Genomic DNA, 22,194 nt, shown 5'->3' with positions numbered 1-22,194 from the left:
TGTATATTAAAAACTTATTAAAAACAACTTTCAAGCAACAGCTTTGCTAATAGATTTGGGGTGACTAATGTTCTTCAAAATGAATCTGCAGAAATGTTTTATTTATGTCAGCCTATATCTTGTTGGGACAAGTTTGGCCTTTGCACAAGCAGATACTTTTCCCTCTAAGGGTATTCGTTTGATTGTGCCCTATCCTCCAGGTGGGGGTACCGATACTCTGATGCGCATCATTACTCCACCTCTCACGGAGATTTGGAAACAGTCCATCATTATTGAAAATCGACCTGGTGCATCTGGTGCTGTAGGTGCAGATGCTGTTATTCGTTCGCCTGCCGATGGTTATACATGGTTAATAGCAACGCCTGCTTTGCCCGATCAACTCGTTAATCAATTGGCACCAGTAAGTTTGCTTTCAGCATCTCCTTATGTATTAACCGTTAATCCAGCTTTAAAAGTGAACAATGTGCAGCAATTAATTGCTGCTGCAAAAGCTAATCCACAATTAATTCGCTTTGGTTCATCTGGATCAGGCTCTGTATCCCACTTATCTGGAGAATTATTTAAGTCAGTAGCTGGTGTAGAGATGCTGCATGTTCCTTACAAAGGCTCAGGTCCAGCCCTCTCTGATTTATTGGGGGGTCATATTAATGTTATGTTCTCGCCTGCTCAGACTGTTATGCCGCAAATTCAAGCTGGCAATCTAAAGGCTGTAGCCGTCACTAGCCCTAAAAGATCACAATCAGTCCCGGGATTGCCAACCATCTCTGAGTCTGGTTTGCCTGGATATAGTGCTGTTGGTTGGTTTGGTATTTTTGTTCCAGCAAAAACGCCAAATGCAATCGTTTCTAAGATAAGCGCTGATATCGATAGAGTTTTAAAAACGCCACAGGTACGTAAAGAAATGTTAGAGCGCGGTATAGAGCCATCAGGCGGCACTTCTGAAGAGTTTGCAGAGTTAATTAAATCTGATCAACAAAAATGGTCAAAGTTAATACAGGATAGAAATATTAAAATTGATTAGTATTTTCGATGATGGCTAATAACAATAGATTGCATTAGCCTCAAATCAATATGAAAAAAGAACGCCAACTATTGAATCAGTCACTAATAGTCTTTAGGTTGGTTTGCATTACATTACTAGTCCTTGGTAATGCTAATGCTACAGAGCAAATTAAATTAAATCCTTCTGGAGTTGATGCAGCGGCCTTGGGCGAGCCCAATGCATTTAGTGGTTGCCCTAATGCCTTACAAATCCGGGAATGTCGTGTAGGCACATGGTCAGGACAGTTTTGGTCTTCAAGAGTGGCAGAGGTGCCCCCATCTACCAAGCCATTACTTCTGCCATATATGAAGAATGCCCCTAATGTTTCATATCGTTGGAATTTTTCATCGAGATCAGTAGATGAATATTTAGCAGAGACTAAAGCTACTGGTCTAATTATCTTGAAAGATGGTCAGATTGTTCTTGAGCGATATCAATACGACCGCAAACCAGATATGCCCTTGAGATCTTTCTCTATGGCTAAAACAGTGATATCCATGCTCGTAGGCATTGCAAATCAAAAGGGCCTCATTAGTTCCTTGGATGATCATGCGTCTAAATATTGGCCAGGGATTAGTCAATCCGCTTATGGGCAAACCACTATCCGTAATTTATTGCGTATGGCTTCCGATATCCCCTTTAAAGAGCTCTATACGTGGGCACCTGGTGATGATAATTGGGAGTGGGGAAGGGTTTTGTATGCCACTAAAAATATTTCCAAGCCAGACGAAATAGTCGCTTATTTAAACTCTAAAACTGAACGTCAGTATGAGCAAGGAACGAAGTTCAATTACGCCTCTATTGAGACCGAAATACTTGGAAGGGTGTTAATTCGTGCTACTGGAAAGTCAATAGCTCAATTAACGCAAGAGTGGCTTTGGCAGCCCATGGGTGCAGAATTCAAAGCTTATTGGCTCTTATCTACAACTGATTCGGTAGAAGCGGGTGCAGGAGGATTTAATGCCGCATTAAGAGATTACGCTCGCCTTGGAAATTTATTGGCAAATGATGGCAGAAGGGATGATCAAGAAGTAATACCACTAAATTACTTAAAAGAGGCTACCGATTTAAATATGCAGCCCAATGCATTCAAGCCAAGGTCTGCTACTAATTACTATGGCTATGGATATCAAACTTGGTTATTTCCGATGAAAAAGCGCACATTTGCTTTTCAAGGAATTCATGGGCAATTTATCTTTGTTCAGCCTGAATCAAAAATAGTGATGGTACAAACATCCGTATTTGATAATCCTAGCGGTAGATTTGACCCTTTTCCGTATAAGAAAATTAATGCCCTTTGGCTGGGTGTTTTAGATTCCCTGGGCGGGGATAGTTCGGAGTTTTATATTTCCCCATAGTATTCGATAAGCTCTATTTAAGGGCGCCATTCGATTTGATACATTTTTTGTTATAGTAATTTTTTCAAGATTATTAAGAAGGTAAAAATGATGACAAAAAAGATCCTACTCATTTCCATAATGATGTTTTCAAGCCTTGCCTATGCCCAATCAGTCCCTAATTTGATAGGAACCTGGGATGCAGTATCTGCTGTGAGCGCATCCAGTGGAACAGAGGAAAAGCAGGCACGTTTAGTGTTATCGAATAAAAAAGACTCCGCCATATTAAAGCTGGTTATTTCTACTCAAGAGGGTGCAGCCTTTCAGGGTGAAACTTCCTGGCGTGATGGTTTAAAAAATATCGTAGTAGGTGTATTTCATAAAGATGGAAAAACACTTACTTTTTCAAGCGATGTAGGTGTTGGCACTGGTTATGTAGTCAATGATGAGATGGAGTTTTGTAGCGCCAGTGTATTAACAACTAAAAACAGGGCAAGCTGCACTCAACTTAAAAAAGTTAAATAAATTAGCCTTTCTGATGGTAAGCCCCACGAGGCTTTCTATACAATTTGCCATTCAATAAAAGGCCTTCCCGCGAGAATCACGCTATGAATGATCGGGCTATACTCATTCATAATGCCTTTAAATAAGGGCGAAGTATCTGAGAATTATTGGCAAAACAAATAATAAAAACATCGGGTAGGAGACAGGAAATGCTGAGAATCAAGAAACACCTTGCATTGCTAGTATTGGGCGGATTATTTTTATCTTCAAATCATCTTTTGGCTCAGCCTACTAAATTGAACCAAGAGCAAGTCGTGAAATTTGCTCAACAGAGCTTTCCTGAGTACTTACAATTACTGACTATTCCTAGTGATGCTGCTGTACCAGCGGACATTCAGAAAACAGCAGAATTTATTGCTACCGCATTTCAGAAGAGAGGGTTTTCGACCAAGTTACTTGAGAATCAAGGCAAGCCCATGGTGTATGCGGAGTTTAAGAAACCAGTACCAGGCGCTAAAACAATCTTGTTCTATATGCATATGGATAGTCAGCCTGTTGTCCCATCAGAGTGGGCTCAAGCAGATCCCTGGAAGCCCGTTATTAAAAGTAAGAACGCTTCAGGAAAATGGGTAGAAGTTCCTCAAGATCGAATCTTTGCTCAGAGTCTAGATCCGGAGCTCAGATTTTTTGGTCGCTCCACCTCTGATGATAAGGGTCCTATCATGATGTTTATGGCTGCCTTTGATGCGATGAACGCACTAGGAATTCAGCCAGGAATTAACGTCAAAGTGATTATTGATAGTGAAGAAGAGAAGGGCTCTCCTTCAATTCGTACGGTCGTTAATGCTAACCAACAATTATTAAAAAGTGATGGCATCGTTATCTTTGATGGACCAGTGCATGCAAGCAATCGACCTACCTTGATTTTTGGAAATCGCGGTAATACGCGCACTACCCTTACGGTATATGGACCAAAAGCACCATTGCATAGCGGGCATTACGGTAATTATGTGCCTAATCCAGCGATGCGCTTAGCGCAACTACTGAGTTCAATGAAAGATGAAAACGGCAAAGTGTTGGTTGCTGGTTATTACAACAATATTTCTCTTTCCCCTGAGGAGAAAGCAATCCTCTTAGAAACTGGCGATGATGAGGCAGCCATCAGAGCGCGCGTAGGTATTGCAAAAGCGGAAACAGTAGGAGCAAACTATCAAGAAGCCTTGCAATACCCTTCACTCAATATTCGAGGGATGGCTGCTGCCTCTATTGGTGCGAAGGCTTCGAATGTGATTCCCTACCTGGCTACTGCTGAGCTAGATTTACGTACAACCCCAGAAACTCCGCCTGCATTTTTATTTGGCAAAGTGACTGAGCATATTCAAAAACAAGGCTATCACTTAATTGCCGGTGAGCCAACCGATGAAGAGCGCGCTAAATACGATAAGTTAGCTACTTATAAGATGGGTACAGGAGGTAAGGCTGTTCGCACCCCAATGAATGATCCGCTGGGATTATGGGCTTTTACCGCTATGAAGAATTCTCCACAAAATGCTGGCAAGACACCTGTTCGTATTCGCATGATGGGTGGAAGTGTACCCACGGATAGCTTAGTAGAGGGGCTAGCTGTTCCGTTTGTGATCATGCCTTTAGTCAATGGTGACAATAACCAGCATAGTTTTGATGAAAATTTACGTATGGGCAACTATTTAGATGGTATTCAGACTGTGGTGGAGTTGGTTAAGGCTCCTTAGATATTGATATCAAACACCCCCAAGCTTTGAAACTAGTAGGGCGTTCAATGATTAGGGTTAAAGTTTATGATGTACTTGCAAATAAGAATATTTAATTGAGCTGAGTGAGTAATGATGGAATCAACAACTAAACCTCTTCGTGTAGCCATTGCTGGATTGGGGGCCATTGGAAAATCACTGGCAACGCGTTTAGCTGATGGAGTTGTTCCTGGTGTGATACTTACAGCAGTTTCTGCTAAAAATCATGACAAGGCAAAGGACTTTGTAAAAACCTTAGCCTACCCAGTGAAGGTGTTGGCAATTTCAGAGTTAGAGCCCGAGGCGGATGTCATAGTTGAATGTGCTCCAGCAGAATTACTTGGCGATATCATTGCCCCCTTTTTACGTGCCAAGAAAAAAGCCATCGTCTTATCCGTAGGCGCCATTCTATTTAAACCAGAATTAATTGAGCTAGCAAAAACTACAGGCGGAACCATCATGGTGCCAACTGGGGCCTTAATTGGTTTGGATGCCATGATTGCCGCTGCTGAAGGAGAAATATTTTCAGTCAAAATGGTAACGAATAAGCCGCCTTTAGGATTAAAAGGTGCCCCGCATTTAATTGAGAACAATATTTCAGTAGATGGACTGACTAAGCCATTAAAAGTATTTTCAGGTAATGCAAGGGAGGCTGCCAAAGGCTTTCCTGCTAATCTTAATGTGGTGGTGGCGCTGGCATTGGCAGGCGTTGGTCCCGAGAAGACGCATTTGGAAATTTGGGCAGACCCTACTGTAGTAAGAAATACGCATACGATTATTGTTGATTCTGATTCTGCAAAGTTTTCTATGAAAATGGAAAACATCCCATCAGAAAATCCGAAAACTGGACGTATCGTGGCACAAAGTGTGGTCGCCATGTTACGAAAGATGTTGGCGACATTCCAAGTCGGGACTTAGAAGCTAAGGAATAGAGATGACTTTTACGACAGCAAAAAAAGAGGAGTTACGTCTTCGCTATCTTGAGGTCGACACCTCCAATGTTGCAGACGTGCTCGATAACATGAATCTTCTGCAGCAAGGCCTTTCATCTGAATTTGCACCTTATCCTGACACTACCAAAAGAATGGCTGGGTGGGCTTATACGATTCGCGGGCAAATGACTCCTTATCCACAAGGCGGAGATGCCGATAAAATGACTGCTTGCCAAGGAATCTCATCAGGGGAGATTAGTGTTTGGAGTGGTGATGGCAATGGAATTTGTTATTTTGGAGAATTAATTGCCCTTGGTATGAAAGAGCGTGGCTCGGTTGGGGCATTGCTTGATGGAGGTATTCGTGATGTGAGGTGGATTGGGGAGCACCAGTTTCCGGTATTTGCCTGCTACCGTACCCCAGTTCAATCTATTGGTCGCTGGAAGGTAACCGCCTCTCAGGTGCCTGTATATATGCGCGGGCATGATGGTGGTAATGTGATTGTTAGGCCCGGAGACTTTATTTTGTGCGATGACGACGGCGCGATTGTGATTCCAGTGGAGCATGTAGAGACTGTGCTGATTGAATCCGAACGATTAACAGCCATTGAAAAAAATATTCGTATTGATATTGCAAATGGATTAAGTCTTGCAGATGCTCTCAAAAAGTATGGCCACGTTTAAAGATTTTTTTACTGAATTTTTTCAGAACTTTCATCTCACCATGATTCAATAGGAGTACTTATGCCAACAATGAAGAGAGTCATGATTCGTAGTATTGCTGCTTTCATTTGGGTAATTTCTTTCGGAGCATTAGCACAGCCAAATTGGCCTAATGGGCAAACTGTTAGAGTTATCGTGCCTTTTCCTGGAGGAGCCAGTACCTTGGACTCTGTGGTGAGAACGGTCACTCCAGATATCTCGAAGTTTTTGGGTTCACCAGTGATTGTGGATAACAAACCAGGCGCAGGTACAGTAATTGGTGTAGATGCGACTGCTAAAGCGACCGATAATCTGACTGTTGGAGGCGTGGCTAATAGCTTTACTGTGAATCAATCACTCATTAAAACCTTACCCTACAACACTACAAAAGATTTACAGCCGGTCGTTTTGATAGCACGTACAGCAAATGTGTTGGCTGTGAAATCTAGCTTACCTGTAAATAATCTGAAAGAGTTGATTGATTACGCCAAGAAAAATCCAGGAAAACTGTCTTACGCTTCATTTGGTAATGGCACAACAGCCCATTTTGCTGGCGAGATGCTCAAATCTATGGCCGGAATTTATGTAGTACATATTCCTTATCGTGGGCAAGGTCCTGCCTTAACAGATTTGATTGCAGGTAATGTTGATTTAATGTTTGGTAATTTACCAGATTTCTTGCCCTATATAAAGTCTGGAAAAATTAAAGCAATTGGAACAACCTATCTCACTCGAGCACCACTTGCTCCTGAAATTCCAACCATTGCTGAGCAGGGATTCCCCGCTTTTGAAACAGACTCCTGGTACGGCATAGTTGCCCCAACGAGTATGAGTAAAGACGCTGTCGATAAAATGAATCAAGCCATTAATAAGGCTTTACAGGACCCGGCTGTGAAAAAGAACTTTGGCGATCGTGGTATTGAAATTATTGGTGGTAGTCCTGCAAAGTTCCAAGAGCATATCCAATCGGAAATTCTTAAATATGAGCGCATAGTGAAGTCTGCAAATATGCAAGCTGATTAATAAGGCAATATATGTATCCTATGGCAGTCTTTAAAGAGGGCGGATATCGCTATCTTCCCAGTGTCTTTCAATATTCTGCTGGGGTTGCTGCTGAGCCAGGCTTTCAATTGGTACAAGCTCGGTTTAAATCAGTGCTTCCTATTCAAGAGGCATTTATTTATATCGAACAGCACTTGAATAAAATAGGCCGTCCACTCAATGCATTTGCGCATTGCGAGCTCAGATCGCCAAAACAGTTTGATGACCAAGGATTTATTGCCTTTAATCGAAAGTATGTGACTACTCTTGAGAAGTGGGGGATTTATCAAGCCCAAACTCAAGAAGGCTCATTTATCAACCCAGTAGCTAGAACCAATGTTTGTCCTGAATATTTTGGGCCAACTGAGGTTGGAATGTATTCATTTGCTTATACTGTTCCCGCGGGTCCAGATGCCTCTGCAAGTTTTATTTTAGCTGGTGGTGGTGATGCTAAATCAGGACCTGAGCCATATCGTGAGCGGATTGTAGCTTACGGCGATACCTCTAATGCAGGTTTAAAAATAAAGATGGAATTTGTTGTCAATGAAATGCATCAGCGTCTAGAAAGTCTTGGGTTTCATTGGAGTGATGTCATTAGTGCTCAGGCCTATTCAGTTCATAACATTGGAGGCTTGGTTGAGGAGGTGTTTGCTAAGTCAGGTCGAATGCATTGCGGTATAAATTGGTACTTTGCAAGACCGCCAGTCTCTGGTCTTGAATTTGAAATGGATCTTCGGGGCTCTGTGAATCAAATTTTTGTATGAAGCTCAATAGAAGGAATCAAAATTACCCCTTATTACTCCTTAGCTGACATAGGCCATTAATTAGGTTATCGTATTTAATTCATCTGTAAGGGAGGACTTATGAGACTCATCAAGATAGTTGCAAGCTTCATTCTTTTAGCCCCCATAGTCGGATATGCACAACAGCAATCTACTGTGGATTCAAAAAAGGCAATAGCCAAATATAAGTCTATAGATAAGAATAGTGACGGAATGGTCACCAAAGCGGAAGCCGAGGCTGAGGGAATGTCAGCCCCCACCTTTAATAAATTAGATGCTAATAAGGACGGCACTATTTCTCAAAGTGAATTTATCGCTGGCTTGGCTGCTGGCTATTACACTGGTGGTGGCAAATGGGAATAACTCAAGAAAAAGGATTAGAAATGAGCACTCAATTTTTTCATCAAATAAAAGTAGCAAGTTTTGTTTTGTTATTGAATTTAATTACCCCGGGCTTGGTATCTGCACAACAAAATTCCGCCGCTCAAACAGAAGGTGAAAAACTTACTCAAGTATTCTGGGAGCAACAGAAAAATGTTGACTTAGCTGGTTTTGAAAAAACAATAGCACCAAGCTTTCAGCAGGCCCTGACAACCGGCATACAAAACCGTATTCAGTGGATTGAACTCATATCAAAAGCAAAGATTAGTAGCTTTAAGTTGAGTGATATCAAAGTGACTCAATCAGAAAATACTTACACTATTTCCTATAAGGTAAGTACTGGATCAGAAACTATTGACGGTAAAAAGATGTCTACGCAAGCACACTATCGCTTGGATGTTTGGCAAAAGAATGCTAAGGGTTGGCAAGTAATCTCTCATGCCAACTTAAATCCAGTTCCTTAATTTGCTTATCTTTTACTAGTTTGACTCATACCGAATAGCGGCGCTTATGCCATATTTTATTCAATGAAAACATTTGATTACTTAGGCCTAGTTCTAAAACATGAACTTATTGCCATCAAGGAATCTCTAGTTGAGCTCCGCATATCCGCCATCGTAATTTTGCTATTGGTTGGCGGAATCATTATTTACCTTAAGCCATTCCCTTTTAGCGGTATTACGATTGCTACCTCTTATCAGGGTGGAGATTGGTACCAATTTGGTGAGGCCGCTATTGTTCCCCTAAAAGAGCGTGGTATTCATGTAGATGTAGTCACTACCAACGGGACAATAGAAAACGTCGAAGCTTTAACTGATCCTAAAGGTAATGTAAATGCTGGATTTGTATATGCTGCAGCACTTTCTGAGAGTCAGCATAAGGAACTTTATTCTCTAGGCAGTGTGAGTTATGACCCAGTATGGATCTTTTATCGAAATGGGCTAGCTAGCAAAATTACCAGCATACAAGATTTAGCTAAATTTAGAGTGGCCCTCGCTCCGAAAAAAAGTGGATCTTATATCTTGGCCAAAAAATTGTTTGAAGTCAATGGAATTAATATTGAAGCTAATCCGAATTTTGTGTCTAGCTCATGGGAAGACTCGAGAGCAAATTTTTTATCGGGTAAGGCAGATGTCTATATTTTTATAGCAACTATGCTAGACCCACTGGTGGAGGAATTAATACAATCCCGGGATATGACTCTGTTTAGCATGCCTAATGCCCTTGCTTATCAGAAAAAATTTAATTATCTAGATGCAGTCACCATTCCTGCTGGTTCAATTGACATTGAAAAAAAATTACCAGCACAAGATATTTCTTTAATCGCTACGACAACTACTCTAGCGGTTCGTAAGGATCTACATCCTGCGCTACAGTTGGCTTTGTTAATGTCGAGCAAGCAGATCATACAAGATTCATCACGATTATTTTTCTCTAAACGCAATGAATTCCCTGCCTATGTTGATCCATCTATTCCCATTAGTCCTATGGCAAGGAATTACTACAACTACGGCCCCCCAAAAGGTACGGAATATTTACCTTATTGGTTGGTAGTATTTATTGATCGATTTTGGTTTGTGGTCTTGGCAGCATTTGCCATTATTTATCCTTTATCTAAACTTAATTTTCATTTACGACGGTTTCGCTTCATCATTCGCGAGCGTACGCACTATGCAATGCTCTTGAAGATGGAGCAAGAAATAACAGGTAAGCAACTATCGAGTGAAGAAAAAGAAAAACTTCTGAAAAAATTAGACACAATCAACAAGCAAGCCATTCTGCATTTTGTTCCCGTTGGTGAAGAGCCTGACTACTTTTTATTTGTGAATGCACTGCAATTGCTGCGAAATAAGATCGAAAGAGCTTAATCGCCTTTTTTGAATGCCTTTGTGCCAGTTTCAAGTGAAAAAATTACTGTATTCCACTATTTATAGATAAGTTATGAAACTCCCTAAAAAGTATTCCAACCTCATATATGCATTACTGATGTCCATCATCATGGGATTGATGATGGCTGCAGTTTTAACAGCTATCCTTACCGGTATGAGTGGCGATTATGTGACGCGTTGGCTAAAGGCATTTATTCAAGTATGGCCTGTAGCATTTCCTATTCTGTTGATTTTGGCACCCTTAGTACGAAAAATGACTGATAGCCTAACTGAGTCTTAACAGGAGAAAAGCGTGATAAGACACATTCGTTTTAGCGTTCTAGTCTTAGGGATTATTTTTTCTTTAGCTATTAATCCTTCTTGGGCTGCAGAACCGAAGCCAGTTAGCAGTAACAAATCTCTGAAAATGGGTCTTTATACGGGTAGTCCAACTTCTCTAATTTATGTTGATAGCGTACCTCGTGGAATAGGTTACGAGCTAGGGAAGAGTTTTGCGCAAGAGAAAAATTTAGAGTACGTCCCTGTCATCTTCCCTAAAAATGCTGATGTTCTTGCTGCAGTTAAAGACGGTAATGTGGATTTAGTTTTTACTAATGCTACGCCTGATAGGATGAAATTTATACAATTCTCAAAAACTGTCATCAGAATTGAAAAAGGCTATTTGATTAGCCCGCTTAGCAAGATTAAGGGACTATCAGAGGTAAATCAGAATGGAGTCAAAATAGGCTACAGCGTGGGTAGCAGCTCCCAGAAAGAGCTTCCTGAATTAATACCAAAGGCGACCTTAGTGGAAACCAGATCTACTAAAGAGGCCATTGAGCTCTTAAAGACTGGCGCTCTTGATGGGTTTTCAACAAATAAAGCTATCCTCTTTGAATTGGCCGGAAATATAGATGGCTCTCGGGTTTTGCCAGAAGTGATTGGCTATGAAAATATTGCTTTAGGAGTGCCATTAGATCAAGGGGCGAGAGTGAGTCAATTAAATGAATTTCTAGAGCAAATCATGAGATCTGGCAAGTTAATCGAAATTATCCAACGCTCTGGTACCCGCGGTATTGTTGTTAACTAATGAGGAGTGATGATGCGTTTGCTTAGAAAATATTTCTTAATGGCGGCAATGATATTGATGAGCACAGGAGCACTTGCACAAAGCTTTCCATCAAAGCCGATTAAGATTTACGTTGGCTATGCTCCTGGAGGCGCAGTAGATCTAGTCGCTAGAACTCTGGGCCAAAGCATGACTGACTTTCTTGGGCAGTCCATAGTTGTTGAGAACAAACCCGGGGCTGGAACTAATATTGCCACTAAGCTGACTATTGATAGCCCACCCGATGGATATACATTAATGCTAGCTGCCAATGCATTAGCAGCAAATATGGCTTTGTATAAACCACAGCCCTACAACGCTGAAACTGATGTAGCTCCAATTGCATTGGTGGGTCGGGTGCCAGTAGTACTTGTCACCACTCCAGATGGCAAGTACAAGACTTTGAAAGATCTCATCCTTGCTGCAAAAGCGCGTCCAGATGAAATTACTTTTGGCTCGCCTGGCAATGGAGCTACTCCGCATATGGCAGTGAAATTTTTTGAGCAAGCCGCCGGAATTTCATTAAAGCATATTCCTTATAAAGGAGGCTCGCCGGCAATTACTGATCTCATTGGAGGTCAATTAGATCTTGTGGCAGTAAATATGCTTGAGGCGGCTCCACAAGTAAAGAGCGGTAACTTAAGGATTATTGCTGTGATGAGTGCTAAACGTTCTCCACTCTTTCCTGAGGTGCCCACCATTGCTGAAAGCGGTTTTCCGAAGTTTGAGGCTTTCGTTTGGTATGGCTTGATTGCCCCCGCAAAAACACCAACAGCTGTCCTTGATAAATTGCATAGTACTGTTGAAAAGTCATTGGCAACCAAATCCATGCAAGAGCGTCTTACTTCTGTTGGTGGCGAAGTAACTCCGGGTACGCGACAGCAGTTCGCTGATTACATTAAATCAGAATATAAGCGCTACGATAAATTGGTACGAGATGCCAATATTCAACCTGATTAGTGTAGGACACCGTTAATGATTATTGATTGTCATGGCCACTACACCACAGCGCCAAAAGCATTAGAGGAGTGGCGTAATAAACAAATAGCGAATGTAGCCAATCCTGAGTTAGGTCCAAAAATATCAGAGCTTAAGATAAGTGATGATGAATTGCGTGAATCAATTGAAATTAATCAATTGGCAAAGATGAAAGAGCGGGGAAATGATTTAACTATTTTTTCTCCACGGGCTAGTTTTATGGCTCATCATATTGGGGATTTCAAGACATCCACCACTTGGGCAGCTATCTGTAACGAGCTTTGTTTTCGAGTATCTCAATTGTTTCCAAACAATTTTGTTGGGGCTGCGATGCTACCCCAATCCCCTGGAGTTGACCCCAAGACATGCATTCCTGAGTTGGAAAAATGCATCAAGGAATACGACTTTGTAGGTATTAATTTAAATCCCGATCCATCTGGAGGCCACTGGCGTGCGCCACCGCTATCTAATGAGTATTGGTACCCCATCTACGAGAAGATGGTGGAATACGATATCCCAGCTACGATCCATGTCAGCACAAGCTGTAATGATTGCTTTCATACGACTGGGGCCCATTATCTGAATGCTGATACGACAGCATTTATGCAGTGTTTAAACTCAGATCTTTTTAAAGATTTTCCGACTCTGAAATTCTTAATACCTCATGGGGGTGGTGCAGTTCCTTATCACTGGGGTCGTTTCAGAGGTTTAGCACAAGCACTTAAAAAGCCCTTGCTAAGTGAGCATCTCCTTAATAATATTTATTTCGATACTTGTGTCTATCATCAAGCAGGCATTGATTTATTAACTAAAGTCATTCCTGTAAAAAATATTTTGTTTGGCTCAGAAATGATTGGTGCTGTACGCGGTATCGACCCAGAAACAGGTTTTTATTATGATGATACCAAGCGCTATATAGAAAATTCAGCGCATTTATCAGAGACTGACCGTAAGCAGATTTATGAGGGAAATGCAAGAAAGCTATTTTCTCGACTGGACCAAAAGCTCAAAGCTAAAGGACTATGAAGAATCACTCTAAAAGTAGGCATCCCCACATGAAATAAAAATACCAACCCGAAGGTTGGTATTTTTATTAGTAAGAATGCAATGAGTTCTGAGTAGTCTATTTCAATGAATCTAAAAATTGACAAACTAGTGGGGCGCATATATCAGGATCAGATGCAGCAGCATGGTAACAATCTTTTTTCATAATAAAAAACTGAGCTTGTGGCAGTTTTTGTTTAATTTCCTCTGGCGTCATCTGGCCTGCAGCTTGGTTGGTTTTCTCCGAGTATTCCGTCATGATGATAAATACAGGGCACTTAATCTTCTCTAGCTCAAGATAAGGCTTCGTTGTAACAACCCATTTTAAATAAGCCTTGGCGGTTGACATTGACGTAGCACCCATCATGTCGGACCACCAATCCAGAATATCTTGAGGGGTGTCATATCCGAGTCTTGCTGGCATTGTTTTAGCAGCCCATGCGCGGATTCCATGCTCTTCCATAAATGGAAGCCAGTCAGAGCTTCCAGGAGTAAGCATAGAAGGACAGGTGAGCGCTAATGATTTGACTAACTCTGGTTTAGTAGCAGCTAAGCGCATAGTACTAATAGCGCCGCTCTTTCCAGAGATGATATGGACTGGTCCGCCTGCGATCTGATTGATGAGTTTTGCCATGTCATCGACAAATAAATCAGTGCTTAAAGGAAAATCAGCAGAGACCTCACCAGTTTTACCAAATCCGCGAATATCAAATAGTACGAGTCGATACTTTCTTGCTAAGTGAGGAATCCATGCTCTCCAAGCCGTTGTATTCTCTGTAAAGCCATGAACAAAAAATATGGTGTCTACTTTTTTCCAGGGATCAGTAAAGTCATAAATTTCATAATAGGTATTGAGATTTTGATCAAGCTGTATATGAGGCATAAAAATCCTTGGTATTTATTTGGTGAATGAGCTTAGGATGGGTTAACGCCAGCCGCTCTTAATGCGTTACTAGTGTTTAACATATCTTGTTCAAGCGATTCTTGAAGAGCCTCAGGTGTTCCTCCTAAGGGCTTCACGCCTTGATCCAAAAATTTCTTTTGAAGTGCAGGGTCCCGAAGCGCTTGATTAATTGCAGTATTCAATTTTCGAATGACATCTTTGGATGTTCCGGCTGGAGCAAAGATGGCATTCCAACCGCTTGCGCTAAATCCTGAGAACCCAGATTCAGAAACAGTAGGAATAGTTGGTAGAACAGATAATCTTTCCAGATCTGCAATAGCCAGGGGCTTTACCTTACCAGTCTTAATAAACTGCATCGATGAAATCGGAGATACAAAGGCAGCTTGTATATCCCCACTGATAAGTGCAGTCATGACCTCGGGATCGCCTTTGTAGGTAATGTGAGTGAGCTTAATACCTGCTTTATCCTCAAAAAGTAACATTGAAAGGTTGCCCATGCTTCCAAGACCTACGGAACCATAATTTAAGTCACCTGGTTTTGATTTAGCTATCTGCACGAACTCTTGTAGGGATTTAGCTTTACTTTCTTGATTTACTAAAAGTATTTGGGATACAGTCCCGACCTTAGCGATCGCTGCAAAATCCTTGGTCGTGTTGTAGGGCATATCTTTTTTAAGGCTTGGATTAATGACATGTGCTGGAAAAGACATCAAGATTGTGTAACCATCTGGTTTGGCACGTGCTACCAGTCCTGTTCCAATAATGCCGCTAGCACCAGGTTTATTGTCAATAATTACCGGTTGACGAAGAATGACGCTAAGCTGCTCACCTAATATTCTTGCCAAGTTATCCGTTATTCCGCCTGCTCCAGCGGGTACTACCATAGTGATTCGTTGATTGGGATAGGCACTAGCAACATCTTGTGCAAAAACATTGCTGCACAAGCTGATTAAAGCAAAGAATAGGACCCTTATCATTACTGCCTCCTTGTATTTTTCTGGCTCTACTATATGCCACTCGCAATGAGAGCTCTCAAAATTGTCAGGGTTAGTTAAAAGATTGGATGCAGGACTGAGTATGCAGCAAACCATTGAGTCAAAAGTTCTAGTCCCGGTGGATCCGCTAATAAAATCAATAACTTAAGAGAAGATCTCTAGATTGGTCTCAATTTGGCGCTCACGATCTAGCGTCATCAGTATTTATTTTATGGGAGAGCTTTTAAGTGCGTAAAGCTTAGGTAATAATGGTACGCAAATTTATAAAACCATATAAACCATTTAAAGGAATTTCAGTGAAAGCTATATCATCATTTTTGGCATTGCTTTGCCTATCTTTTTCTCTTCATGCTCAACCTGCTTTTAATGCGCAAGCCGAAGGAGAGCGTCTGGAAAGGCTGTGGTGGGATCAGCAAAAGAGTCAAGATATTGCTGGTTTAACCAAACTGATGTCTCCTGCCTTTCAGTCAGTCAATACCAAAGGAGCTCAAGATCTCGCATTTAATATGGCCATCATCAAGGCCGAGAAGTTGGGGAGCTATGAGCTATCAAATATTAAGGTTACCCAATCTCAAGATAATTTAATCGTTACTTATCAGATTAAGGTACCAGAGAACTATCTTGGTAAACAAATGTCACCAAAATTGCACTATCGTTTGGATGTTTGGACAAAATCTCCAACTGGCTGGCAAATTATTGCGCATGCTAATCTCAATCCGGTTTAAAAATCTCTGATCTTTGATTACGAAAATTGCATCATTCTAGATCCCCGTGATCGAATGGTGGCTGAATTACACTATCCTCTTCCCCAAATATTGAAAGCATAAGCCTCTATGAGTACAGCTTGGTCTCCAAGCTAACGAAGAAAAAGGTGCAGCACACTCTTGCTGCACCTTTTTCTTTCTCCTTTTAGAAAAAGTCGTTGTATTACACAGCATTGGCGTTGCGATGGATAATAGGCCCTACATCCATTTTTCTGCATTATTTTTGGAATTATCTCCATGGAAATTAAGGTTAACTTTCTCGATAAGCTACGACTTGAAGCCAAGTTTGATGACTTCACGGTCATTGCTGATCAACCTATTCGGTATAAGGGCGATGGGTCAGCCCCTGGCCCTTTTGATTACTTTCTTGCTTCCTCAGCTTTATGCGCCGCATATTTTGTGAAGTTGTATTGCGAGACTCGTAATATCTCTACTGAAAATATTCGGCTCTCACACAACAATATTGTAGATCCTGAAAATCGTTATCAACAGATTTTTAAAATTCAAGTGGAATTACCAGAAGATATCTCTGCCATTGATCGTCAGGGTATTTTGCGTTCTATTGAGCGCTGCACGGTTAAAAAAGTCGTCCAAGCAGGACCAGAGTTTGTGATTGAGATGGTAGAGAACCTCGATGCTGACGCCCAGGCCTTATTGACTCTAAAGCCTGCTGCAGATGTCAGCACTTATATTTTAGGTAAAGACTTACCGCTGGAAGAAACAATTGCCAATATGTCTGCTTTATTAGCTAGCCTTGGTATCAAAATAGAAATTGCCTCGTGGCGCAATCTCATTCCCAATGTTTGGTCCTTGCACATACGAGATGCGCATTCGCCGATGTGCTTTACGAATGGCAAAGGGTCTACCAAAGAAAGCGCCTTAGCATCAGCATTAGGTGAGTATATTGAGCGACTCAGTAATAACCATTTTTATGCAGGTGCATTCTGGGGCGAAGACATCGCCAATGCATCATTTGTACATTACCCCAGTGAGCGCTGGTTCAAGTCAGACCCTAAAGATGCACTGCCATCTGAAATCCTAGATGAATACTGTCTCAAAATTTACAACCCTGATGGTGAGTTACGTGGCTCACATTTGGTAGATACCAATTCTGGTAATGTGCAGCGGGGTATCTGTTCCTTGCCTTATGTGCGCCACTCAGATGGGAAGACAATCTACTTTCCAATAAATCTGATTGAAAATCTCTTTGTCAGTAACGGTATGAGTGCCGGCAATACCTTAGCTGAGGCGCAGGTGCAATGCTTATCTGAGATTTTTGAGCGCGCAGTGAAGCGAGAAATTTTGGAAGGTGAAATTGCTTTGCCGGACGTCCCTTCGGAAGTGCTCTCGAAATATCCTGGAATTCTGGCTGGGATACAGGGCTTAGAAGAGCAGGGCTTTCCAGTGCTCGTAAAGGATGCCTCGCTGGGCGGTATCTATCCTGTGATGTGCGTCACTTTGATGAATCCACGAACTGGTGGCGTATTTGCTTCTTTTGGAGCGCACCCAACTCTAGAGGTGGCACTAGAACGGAGTTTGACTGAATTGCTACAGGGCCGTAGTTTGGAAGGCTTGAACGATTTACCGCCACCAACTTTTGCAAGTGAAGCTGTCACTGAGCCAAATAACTTTGTAGAGCACTTCATTGATTCCAGTGGCATTGTCTCATGGCGCTTTTTCAGCGCAAAATCCGATTATCAATTTGTTGAGTGGGATTTCTCAAGTCGAGGTGAAGACTCCAATGCGCAAGAAGCTAAAACGTTCTTTGGTATTTTAGAGTCTATGGGCAAAGAATCCTACCTTGCCGTATATGACCAACTAGGCGCAATTGCTTGTCGAATCTTGGTCCCTGGCTATTCTGAGGTCTATCCAATCGAGGATTTGATCTGGGATAACACCAATAAAGCACTTTTATTCCGCGCCGATATTCTCAATCTTTCTAGCTTAGATGAATCTAGTCTTGAGGCTCTGCTTGAGCGTTTGGAAAGTAACGAGCTTGATGATTACGGCGATATCGCTACTTTGATTGGTATTGAGTTTGATGAGAATACAACTTGGGGCCAGCTTACCGTTCTAGAGTTAAAGCTACTAATTCATCTGGTCTTAAAGCAGTTTGATGAGGCCCAAGAATTAGTGGGTGCATTCCTTCAGTACAACGACAATACCGCTGAGAGACGATTGTTTTACCAAGCCTTGCATGCAGTTTTAGAGACCGTTCTGGATGAGGACTTAGAGCTTAATGACTATGTGCTAAATTTCCGTCGAATGTTTGGCGATGCTCGGATGGATGCCGTATTGGGTTCGATCGATGGAAGTGTGCGGTTCTTCGGATTGACACCAACCAGCATCAATCTAGATGGGCTTGATAGGCACCATCGATTGATCGATAGTTATAGAAAGCTACATGCAGCCAGAGTAAAGACACTCAAGACTTAAGCAGCCACTGCCTTTTCGGTTTCGGGAACAGATGAGCGAATGAGGTAATCAAATGCTCCCAAGGAAGCTTTAGCACCTTCTCCCATCGCAATAATAATTTGCTTATAGGGCACGGTTGTACAGTCGCCTGCTGCAAAGACACCAGGTAATGAAGTTTCACCTTTAGCATCAACAATAACTTCGCCATACTTGGAGAGCTCTACTGTACCTTTGAGCCAATCAGTGTTGGGGAGTAAGCCAATTTGCACAAAGATGCCTTCAAGTTCAATGGTATGTTCTGAGCTATTAGTACGATCTTGATAGACCAGGCCATTTACTTTTGCTCCGTCACCCAAAACAAGCTTGGTGAGGGCGCTCTTAATGACAGTCACATTATTCAAACTTGCCATTTTTGCTTGCAATACAGCATCTGCCCGTAATTGACTATCAAACTCAATCAGCGTTACATGGCTCACAATGCCAGCCAAATCTATCGCAGCCTCTACACCTGAATTACCACCTCCAATAACGGCAACCCGTTTACCTTTGAAGAGCGGGCCATCACAATGCGGGCAGTAAGCGACACCTTTATTGCGATACTCTTGTTCACCAGGAACATTCATCTCCCTCCAACGAGCGCCGGTGCTAATCACTACAGACTTACTCTTAAGAATGCCACCATTGGCTAATTCAACTTCAATGCCGTTCTCAGATTTACGTAATGCAGTAGCACGTTGCAAATTCATAATATCAACTTCATAGGTTTTGACGTGTTGCTCTAAGGCCTGAACTAGCTTTGGACCTTCCGTTTCTTTTACAGAGATAAAATTCTCGACCCCGAGTGTGTCCATTAATTGGCCGCCAAAGCGCTCAGCCAGAATTCCAGTACGAATACCTTTGCGGGCTGCATAGATAGCGGCAGATGCACCAGCAGGACCACCTCCAAGTACCAACATATCAAACGCCTCCTTGGCATTGAATTTTGCAGCATCCTTTTGGGGGCTATTGCTATCTAACTTGGCAATAATTTCTTCTACAGTAGTGCGCCCTTGACCAAAGACTTGGCCATTGAGGATCACTGTAGGCACTGCCATGATTTGATGCTCATCTACCAACCCTTGGAATAGCGCGCCATCAATCATTTCATGCTCAATATTTGGATTGAGAGCTGCCATTAAATTGAGGGCTTGAACGACATCAGGACAATTGTGGCAAGACAAAGAAATAAAGGTCTGAAAATGCAATTTGTCATCGATGCTACGAATGCGATCGATGATGTCTTGTTCTACCTTTGGAGGGTAACCGCTGGCCTGCAAAATAGCCAAGATGAACGAAGTCATCTCATGACCCATTGGTAGACCAGAAAATGTAATGTGTGCAGCTTCATTCTCTTTGCCTACGGTAAAGCTTGGGATTCTCGAGGACGTGCCGTTACTTAATACTCTTAACTTGTCTGATTGCTCAGCAACTTCATTTAAGAGCTCGAGCATTTGCACAGAATGTTCACTGTCATCAAGAGATGCAGTCAAAATGATAGGGCTAACGATCTTTTCGAAATAAGCCTTCAATTGTGTTTTGATATTGCTGTCTAACACGATAAATTCCTTGCTATAAATAATGAGGTGAGTCTATTGGGCAGGATGTGATCCTCTCCAATAGACTCTCCGAAGAGAGTCTATGGATAACTAGTGATGAATTAGATCTTGCCTACGAGGTCTAAAGATGGTGTCAATGTAGCTGCACCTTCTTTCCATTTAGCTGGGCAAACTTCACCTGGGTGAGCCGCTGTGTATTGCGCTGCTTTGAGCTTACGCAATGTCTCAGAAACGTCACGAGCGATTTCATTTGAGTGAATTTCTGCAGTCTTAATAATGCCTTCTGGGTTAATGATGAATGTGCCACGCAAAGCAAGGCCAGCTTCAGGGATATGCACACCAAAAGCATTTGTTAATGTATGAGTAGGATCGCCTACTAATGGAAACTTCGCTTTACCTACAGCAGGTGAAGTCTCATGCCATACTTTGTGGGAGAAATGTGTATCTGTTGTGACGATATAAACTTCAGCACCCATTTTTTGGAATTCAGGATAGTTTTCTGCAGCATCTTCAATTTCTGTTGGGCAGTTGAAGGTAAAAGCTGCAGGCATAAAAATCAAAACTGACCAATGGCCCTTGAGAGTTTCCTCGGTAATGGTAACGAATTTACCGTTATGAAATGCTTCGGTTTTGAATGGTTGCACTGCTGTATTAATGATGGACATCTTGTTCCTTTCGGGGTTTGAATAAGTTGATAACGAACTGATTACTGAGGGTATTTTCAGGGTAAAGTTATTATTTGTCTAATAAATAGATTTGATAATATTGATCGATATTTTCGATTAAAGAATGTGAGCTAGTGTTTACTTAAGTTAAGGATCAACAAAGTAAATAACTGGAAGTGATGGAAAGAGAGCCAGTGAGCAGTCTCAGCAGGAGTTTATAAATGACTTACCTCCTAAGTGATTGAATTTAATAGATTAAATACTTGAGTAAATTACTTGACTTTTAGAGATCATTCAGATATAGTGTTACTTCTGGTCGGGACTTGTTCTGACCAAGGAGGTGGAGCTAGAACCAATAGGCAATTGTCACGGATGCCCATCTCCTCAAAAGAAATTCGTAGTTAACCGCCAGAGACTGACTGGTGAGATAGGGATAGATCCCGCCAGCGGAATACCGGCAAACAAAGACCAAACTACAGAGATAAGTACTGCAGAGATGTCTACCAAATAATCAACCTGATCTTTGCATCAGGTTTTTTGCTTTTTGGATTTCAATAACATTACTGTTTTCGAACAATCGCAATAGAATCAAGCGTCTTTTGGAATGGAGTGGGCTTAATCGCCCCAGGCCCACTGAATGGATTGTCGTAGAGGACTAGGAGGAAGAACATGACCCCAAGCGCCCCTCCTTCAAGTGCCATCATTACGGCATGGATACGTATATTGCTCGTTTTGAAGAATACTGAAAATAGAGTGAGAAATAGGGCTGATAAAACAAGTGCTCCCCACAGGGAATTACCTACGAATGAAATAGCGTTTTCAAATCGACCTCTACGTAAGTCTCTATAGACGGAGACTAAACGTAAGCCTTCGTTATGAATGGCTACTTCATTTAGGTTGGACGCCTTATGAGTCAAAAATAGCGCATTGATACGTTCTATCTTTTTAAAAGTCTCTACATCCATTTCTCCGTCAGAAAGATTTGGCCATTCTTGATTAATGACGGCTTGGGTATAACTAATGATCTCTGCCTGGCCAATTTTTTTGGTTTCACTAGGGTAGGCTCCTAGGATTTGGTATAGATCAAATAGTGCATGTGCCTCTTTTGAAACATTGTCGCTAACAGTGTTGTGGTTTTGCCATGCAGCTACCGTGACAAAAGCAAATATGAATCCCACTAGGGTAGGCATGGTGTTGGCAAAAATGGTGCCAAATATTCCGCCATCTCGAAGGCTTAACCAAGTGCAATATTTCTGGACTAGGTATAAGCAAATTAAACTCACTCCAGTAGAGATGACTAGCATCCGAATGAGAAGGATCGTCTCGGGTGGGTTGGTAATATAGGGAATCATTATTCGTAATGTATGGG

At 41.8% G+C, this 22,194-nt stretch carries 22 protein-coding genes; 17 read left to right on the top strand and 5 right to left on the bottom strand.

The window, feature by feature from the left end:
- Positions 1-79: 79 nt before the first annotated feature.
- From ICN38_RS09370 to ICN38_RS09300, 15 genes are all read left to right on the top strand, one after another.
- Positions 80-1,021, top strand: coding sequence for a tripartite tricarboxylate transporter substrate binding protein (locus tag ICN38_RS09370; protein WP_216256796.1), 942 nt, complete (start codon positions 80-82; stop codon positions 1,019-1,021).
- Positions 1,022-1,071: 50 nt separating this feature from the next.
- Entirely contained in the window at positions 1,072-2,400 is a 1,329-nt protein-coding gene (locus ICN38_RS09365; protein WP_216256795.1) for a serine hydrolase, read from the top strand.
- Between the two features lie 90 nt (positions 2,401-2,490).
- Positions 2,491-2,904, top strand: coding sequence for a hypothetical protein (locus ICN38_RS09360; RefSeq protein WP_216256794.1), 414 nt, complete (start codon positions 2,491-2,493; stop codon positions 2,902-2,904).
- 188 nt (positions 2,905-3,092) lie between these two features.
- Complete coding sequence (locus ICN38_RS09355) at positions 3,093-4,634, top strand: M20/M25/M40 family metallo-hydrolase (RefSeq protein ID WP_216256793.1); 1,542 nt, start codon at positions 3,093-3,095, stop codon at positions 4,632-4,634.
- Between the two features lie 114 nt (positions 4,635-4,748).
- Positions 4,749-5,570, top strand: a complete 822-nt coding sequence (locus ICN38_RS09350; RefSeq protein WP_216256792.1) for an aspartate dehydrogenase — start codon at positions 4,749-4,751, stop codon at positions 5,568-5,570.
- Between the two features lie 16 nt (positions 5,571-5,586).
- Positions 5,587-6,267 (top strand): RraA family protein, encoded by a 681-nt coding sequence (locus ICN38_RS09345; RefSeq protein ID WP_216256791.1) that lies wholly within the window; start codon positions 5,587-5,589, stop codon positions 6,265-6,267.
- A gap of 60 nt (positions 6,268-6,327) precedes the next feature.
- Positions 6,328-7,308: a tripartite tricarboxylate transporter substrate binding protein gene (locus ICN38_RS09340; protein WP_216256790.1), complete on the top strand. Its 981-nt coding sequence runs from the start codon at positions 6,328-6,330 to the stop codon at positions 7,306-7,308.
- Between the two features lie 20 nt (positions 7,309-7,328).
- Entirely contained in the window at positions 7,329-8,090 is a 762-nt protein-coding gene (locus ICN38_RS09335; protein ID WP_255562785.1) for a hypothetical protein, read from the top strand.
- 99 nt (positions 8,091-8,189) lie between these two features.
- Positions 8,190-8,471 (top strand): hypothetical protein, encoded by a 282-nt coding sequence (locus ICN38_RS09330; RefSeq protein WP_216256788.1) that lies wholly within the window; start codon positions 8,190-8,192, stop codon positions 8,469-8,471.
- Positions 8,472-8,491: 20 nt separating this feature from the next.
- Positions 8,492-8,953: a nuclear transport factor 2 family protein gene (locus ICN38_RS09325; protein WP_216256787.1), complete on the top strand. Its 462-nt coding sequence runs from the start codon at positions 8,492-8,494 to the stop codon at positions 8,951-8,953.
- Between the two features lie 63 nt (positions 8,954-9,016).
- Entirely contained in the window at positions 9,017-10,357 is a 1,341-nt protein-coding gene (locus tag ICN38_RS09320; RefSeq protein WP_216256786.1) for a TAXI family TRAP transporter solute-binding subunit, read from the top strand.
- A 73-nt stretch (positions 10,358-10,430) separates the two neighbouring features.
- A complete protein-coding gene (locus ICN38_RS09315) occupies positions 10,431-10,658 on the top strand; it encodes a DUF2798 domain-containing protein (protein ID WP_216256785.1) in 228 nt (75 codons plus the stop codon).
- A 12-nt stretch (positions 10,659-10,670) separates the two neighbouring features.
- Positions 10,671-11,447, top strand: coding sequence for a transporter substrate-binding domain-containing protein (locus tag ICN38_RS09310; RefSeq protein ID WP_216256784.1), 777 nt, complete (start codon positions 10,671-10,673; stop codon positions 11,445-11,447).
- A gap of 12 nt (positions 11,448-11,459) precedes the next feature.
- Positions 11,460-12,425 (top strand): tripartite tricarboxylate transporter substrate binding protein, encoded by a 966-nt coding sequence (locus ICN38_RS09305; RefSeq protein WP_255562784.1) that lies wholly within the window; start codon positions 11,460-11,462, stop codon positions 12,423-12,425.
- A 15-nt stretch (positions 12,426-12,440) separates the two neighbouring features.
- Positions 12,441-13,469 carry an amidohydrolase family protein gene (locus ICN38_RS09300; RefSeq protein WP_216256782.1) on the top strand — a complete coding sequence of 343 codons (1,029 nt, stop codon included), beginning with the start codon at positions 12,441-12,443 and terminating at the stop codon, positions 13,467-13,469.
- 97 nt (positions 13,470-13,566) lie between these two features.
- Here the strand turns inward: ICN38_RS09300 and ICN38_RS09295 are convergent, their stop codons facing one another.
- Together ICN38_RS09295 and ICN38_RS09290 are read right to left on the bottom strand one after the other, a co-directional pair.
- On the bottom strand, positions 13,567-14,370 hold the full coding sequence (locus ICN38_RS09295; RefSeq protein ID WP_216256781.1) for an alpha/beta fold hydrolase: 804 nt from the start codon (positions 14,368-14,370) through the stop codon (positions 13,567-13,569).
- Positions 14,371-14,402: 32 nt separating this feature from the next.
- A complete protein-coding gene (locus ICN38_RS09290; RefSeq protein ID WP_216256780.1) occupies positions 14,403-15,368 on the bottom strand; it encodes a tripartite tricarboxylate transporter substrate binding protein in 966 nt (321 codons plus the stop codon).
- Positions 15,369-15,682: 314 nt separating this feature from the next.
- On the opposite strand from ICN38_RS09290, the gene ICN38_RS09285 reads away from it, so the two are divergent.
- Positions 15,683-16,111, top strand: coding sequence for a nuclear transport factor 2 family protein (locus tag ICN38_RS09285; protein ID WP_216256779.1), 429 nt, complete (start codon positions 15,683-15,685; stop codon positions 16,109-16,111).
- A gap of 276 nt (positions 16,112-16,387) precedes the next feature.
- Entirely contained in the window at positions 16,388-18,586 is a 2,199-nt protein-coding gene (locus ICN38_RS09280) for an OsmC domain/YcaO domain-containing protein (RefSeq protein WP_216256778.1), read from the top strand.
- Here ICN38_RS09280 and ahpF read toward each other — a convergent pair.
- The 3 genes from ahpF to ICN38_RS09265 all read right to left on the bottom strand — a co-directional run bounded on the left by ahpF (position 18,583) and on the right by ICN38_RS09265 (position 22,177).
- Positions 18,583-20,160 (bottom strand): alkyl hydroperoxide reductase subunit F, encoded by a 1,578-nt coding sequence (gene ahpF, locus ICN38_RS09275; RefSeq protein WP_216256777.1) that lies wholly within the window; start codon positions 20,158-20,160, stop codon positions 18,583-18,585. The genes ICN38_RS09280 and ahpF overlap by 4 nt on opposite strands.
- Positions 20,161-20,261: 101 nt before the next feature.
- A complete protein-coding gene (gene ahpC, locus ICN38_RS09270; protein ID WP_216256776.1) occupies positions 20,262-20,825 on the bottom strand; it encodes an alkyl hydroperoxide reductase subunit C in 564 nt (187 codons plus the stop codon).
- Positions 20,826-21,385: 560 nt separating this feature from the next.
- Positions 21,386-22,177 (bottom strand): DUF4239 domain-containing protein, encoded by a 792-nt coding sequence (locus ICN38_RS09265; protein WP_216256775.1) that lies wholly within the window; start codon positions 22,175-22,177, stop codon positions 21,386-21,388.
- Positions 22,178-22,194: the final 17 nt, after the last annotated feature.

This window comes from Polynucleobacter sp. AP-Melu-500A-A1 (genome assembly GCF_018882125.1).
Taxonomy (GTDB): Bacteria; Pseudomonadota; Gammaproteobacteria; order Burkholderiales; family Burkholderiaceae; genus Polynucleobacter.
This window is presented reverse-complemented; position numbering and strand designations above follow the sequence as displayed.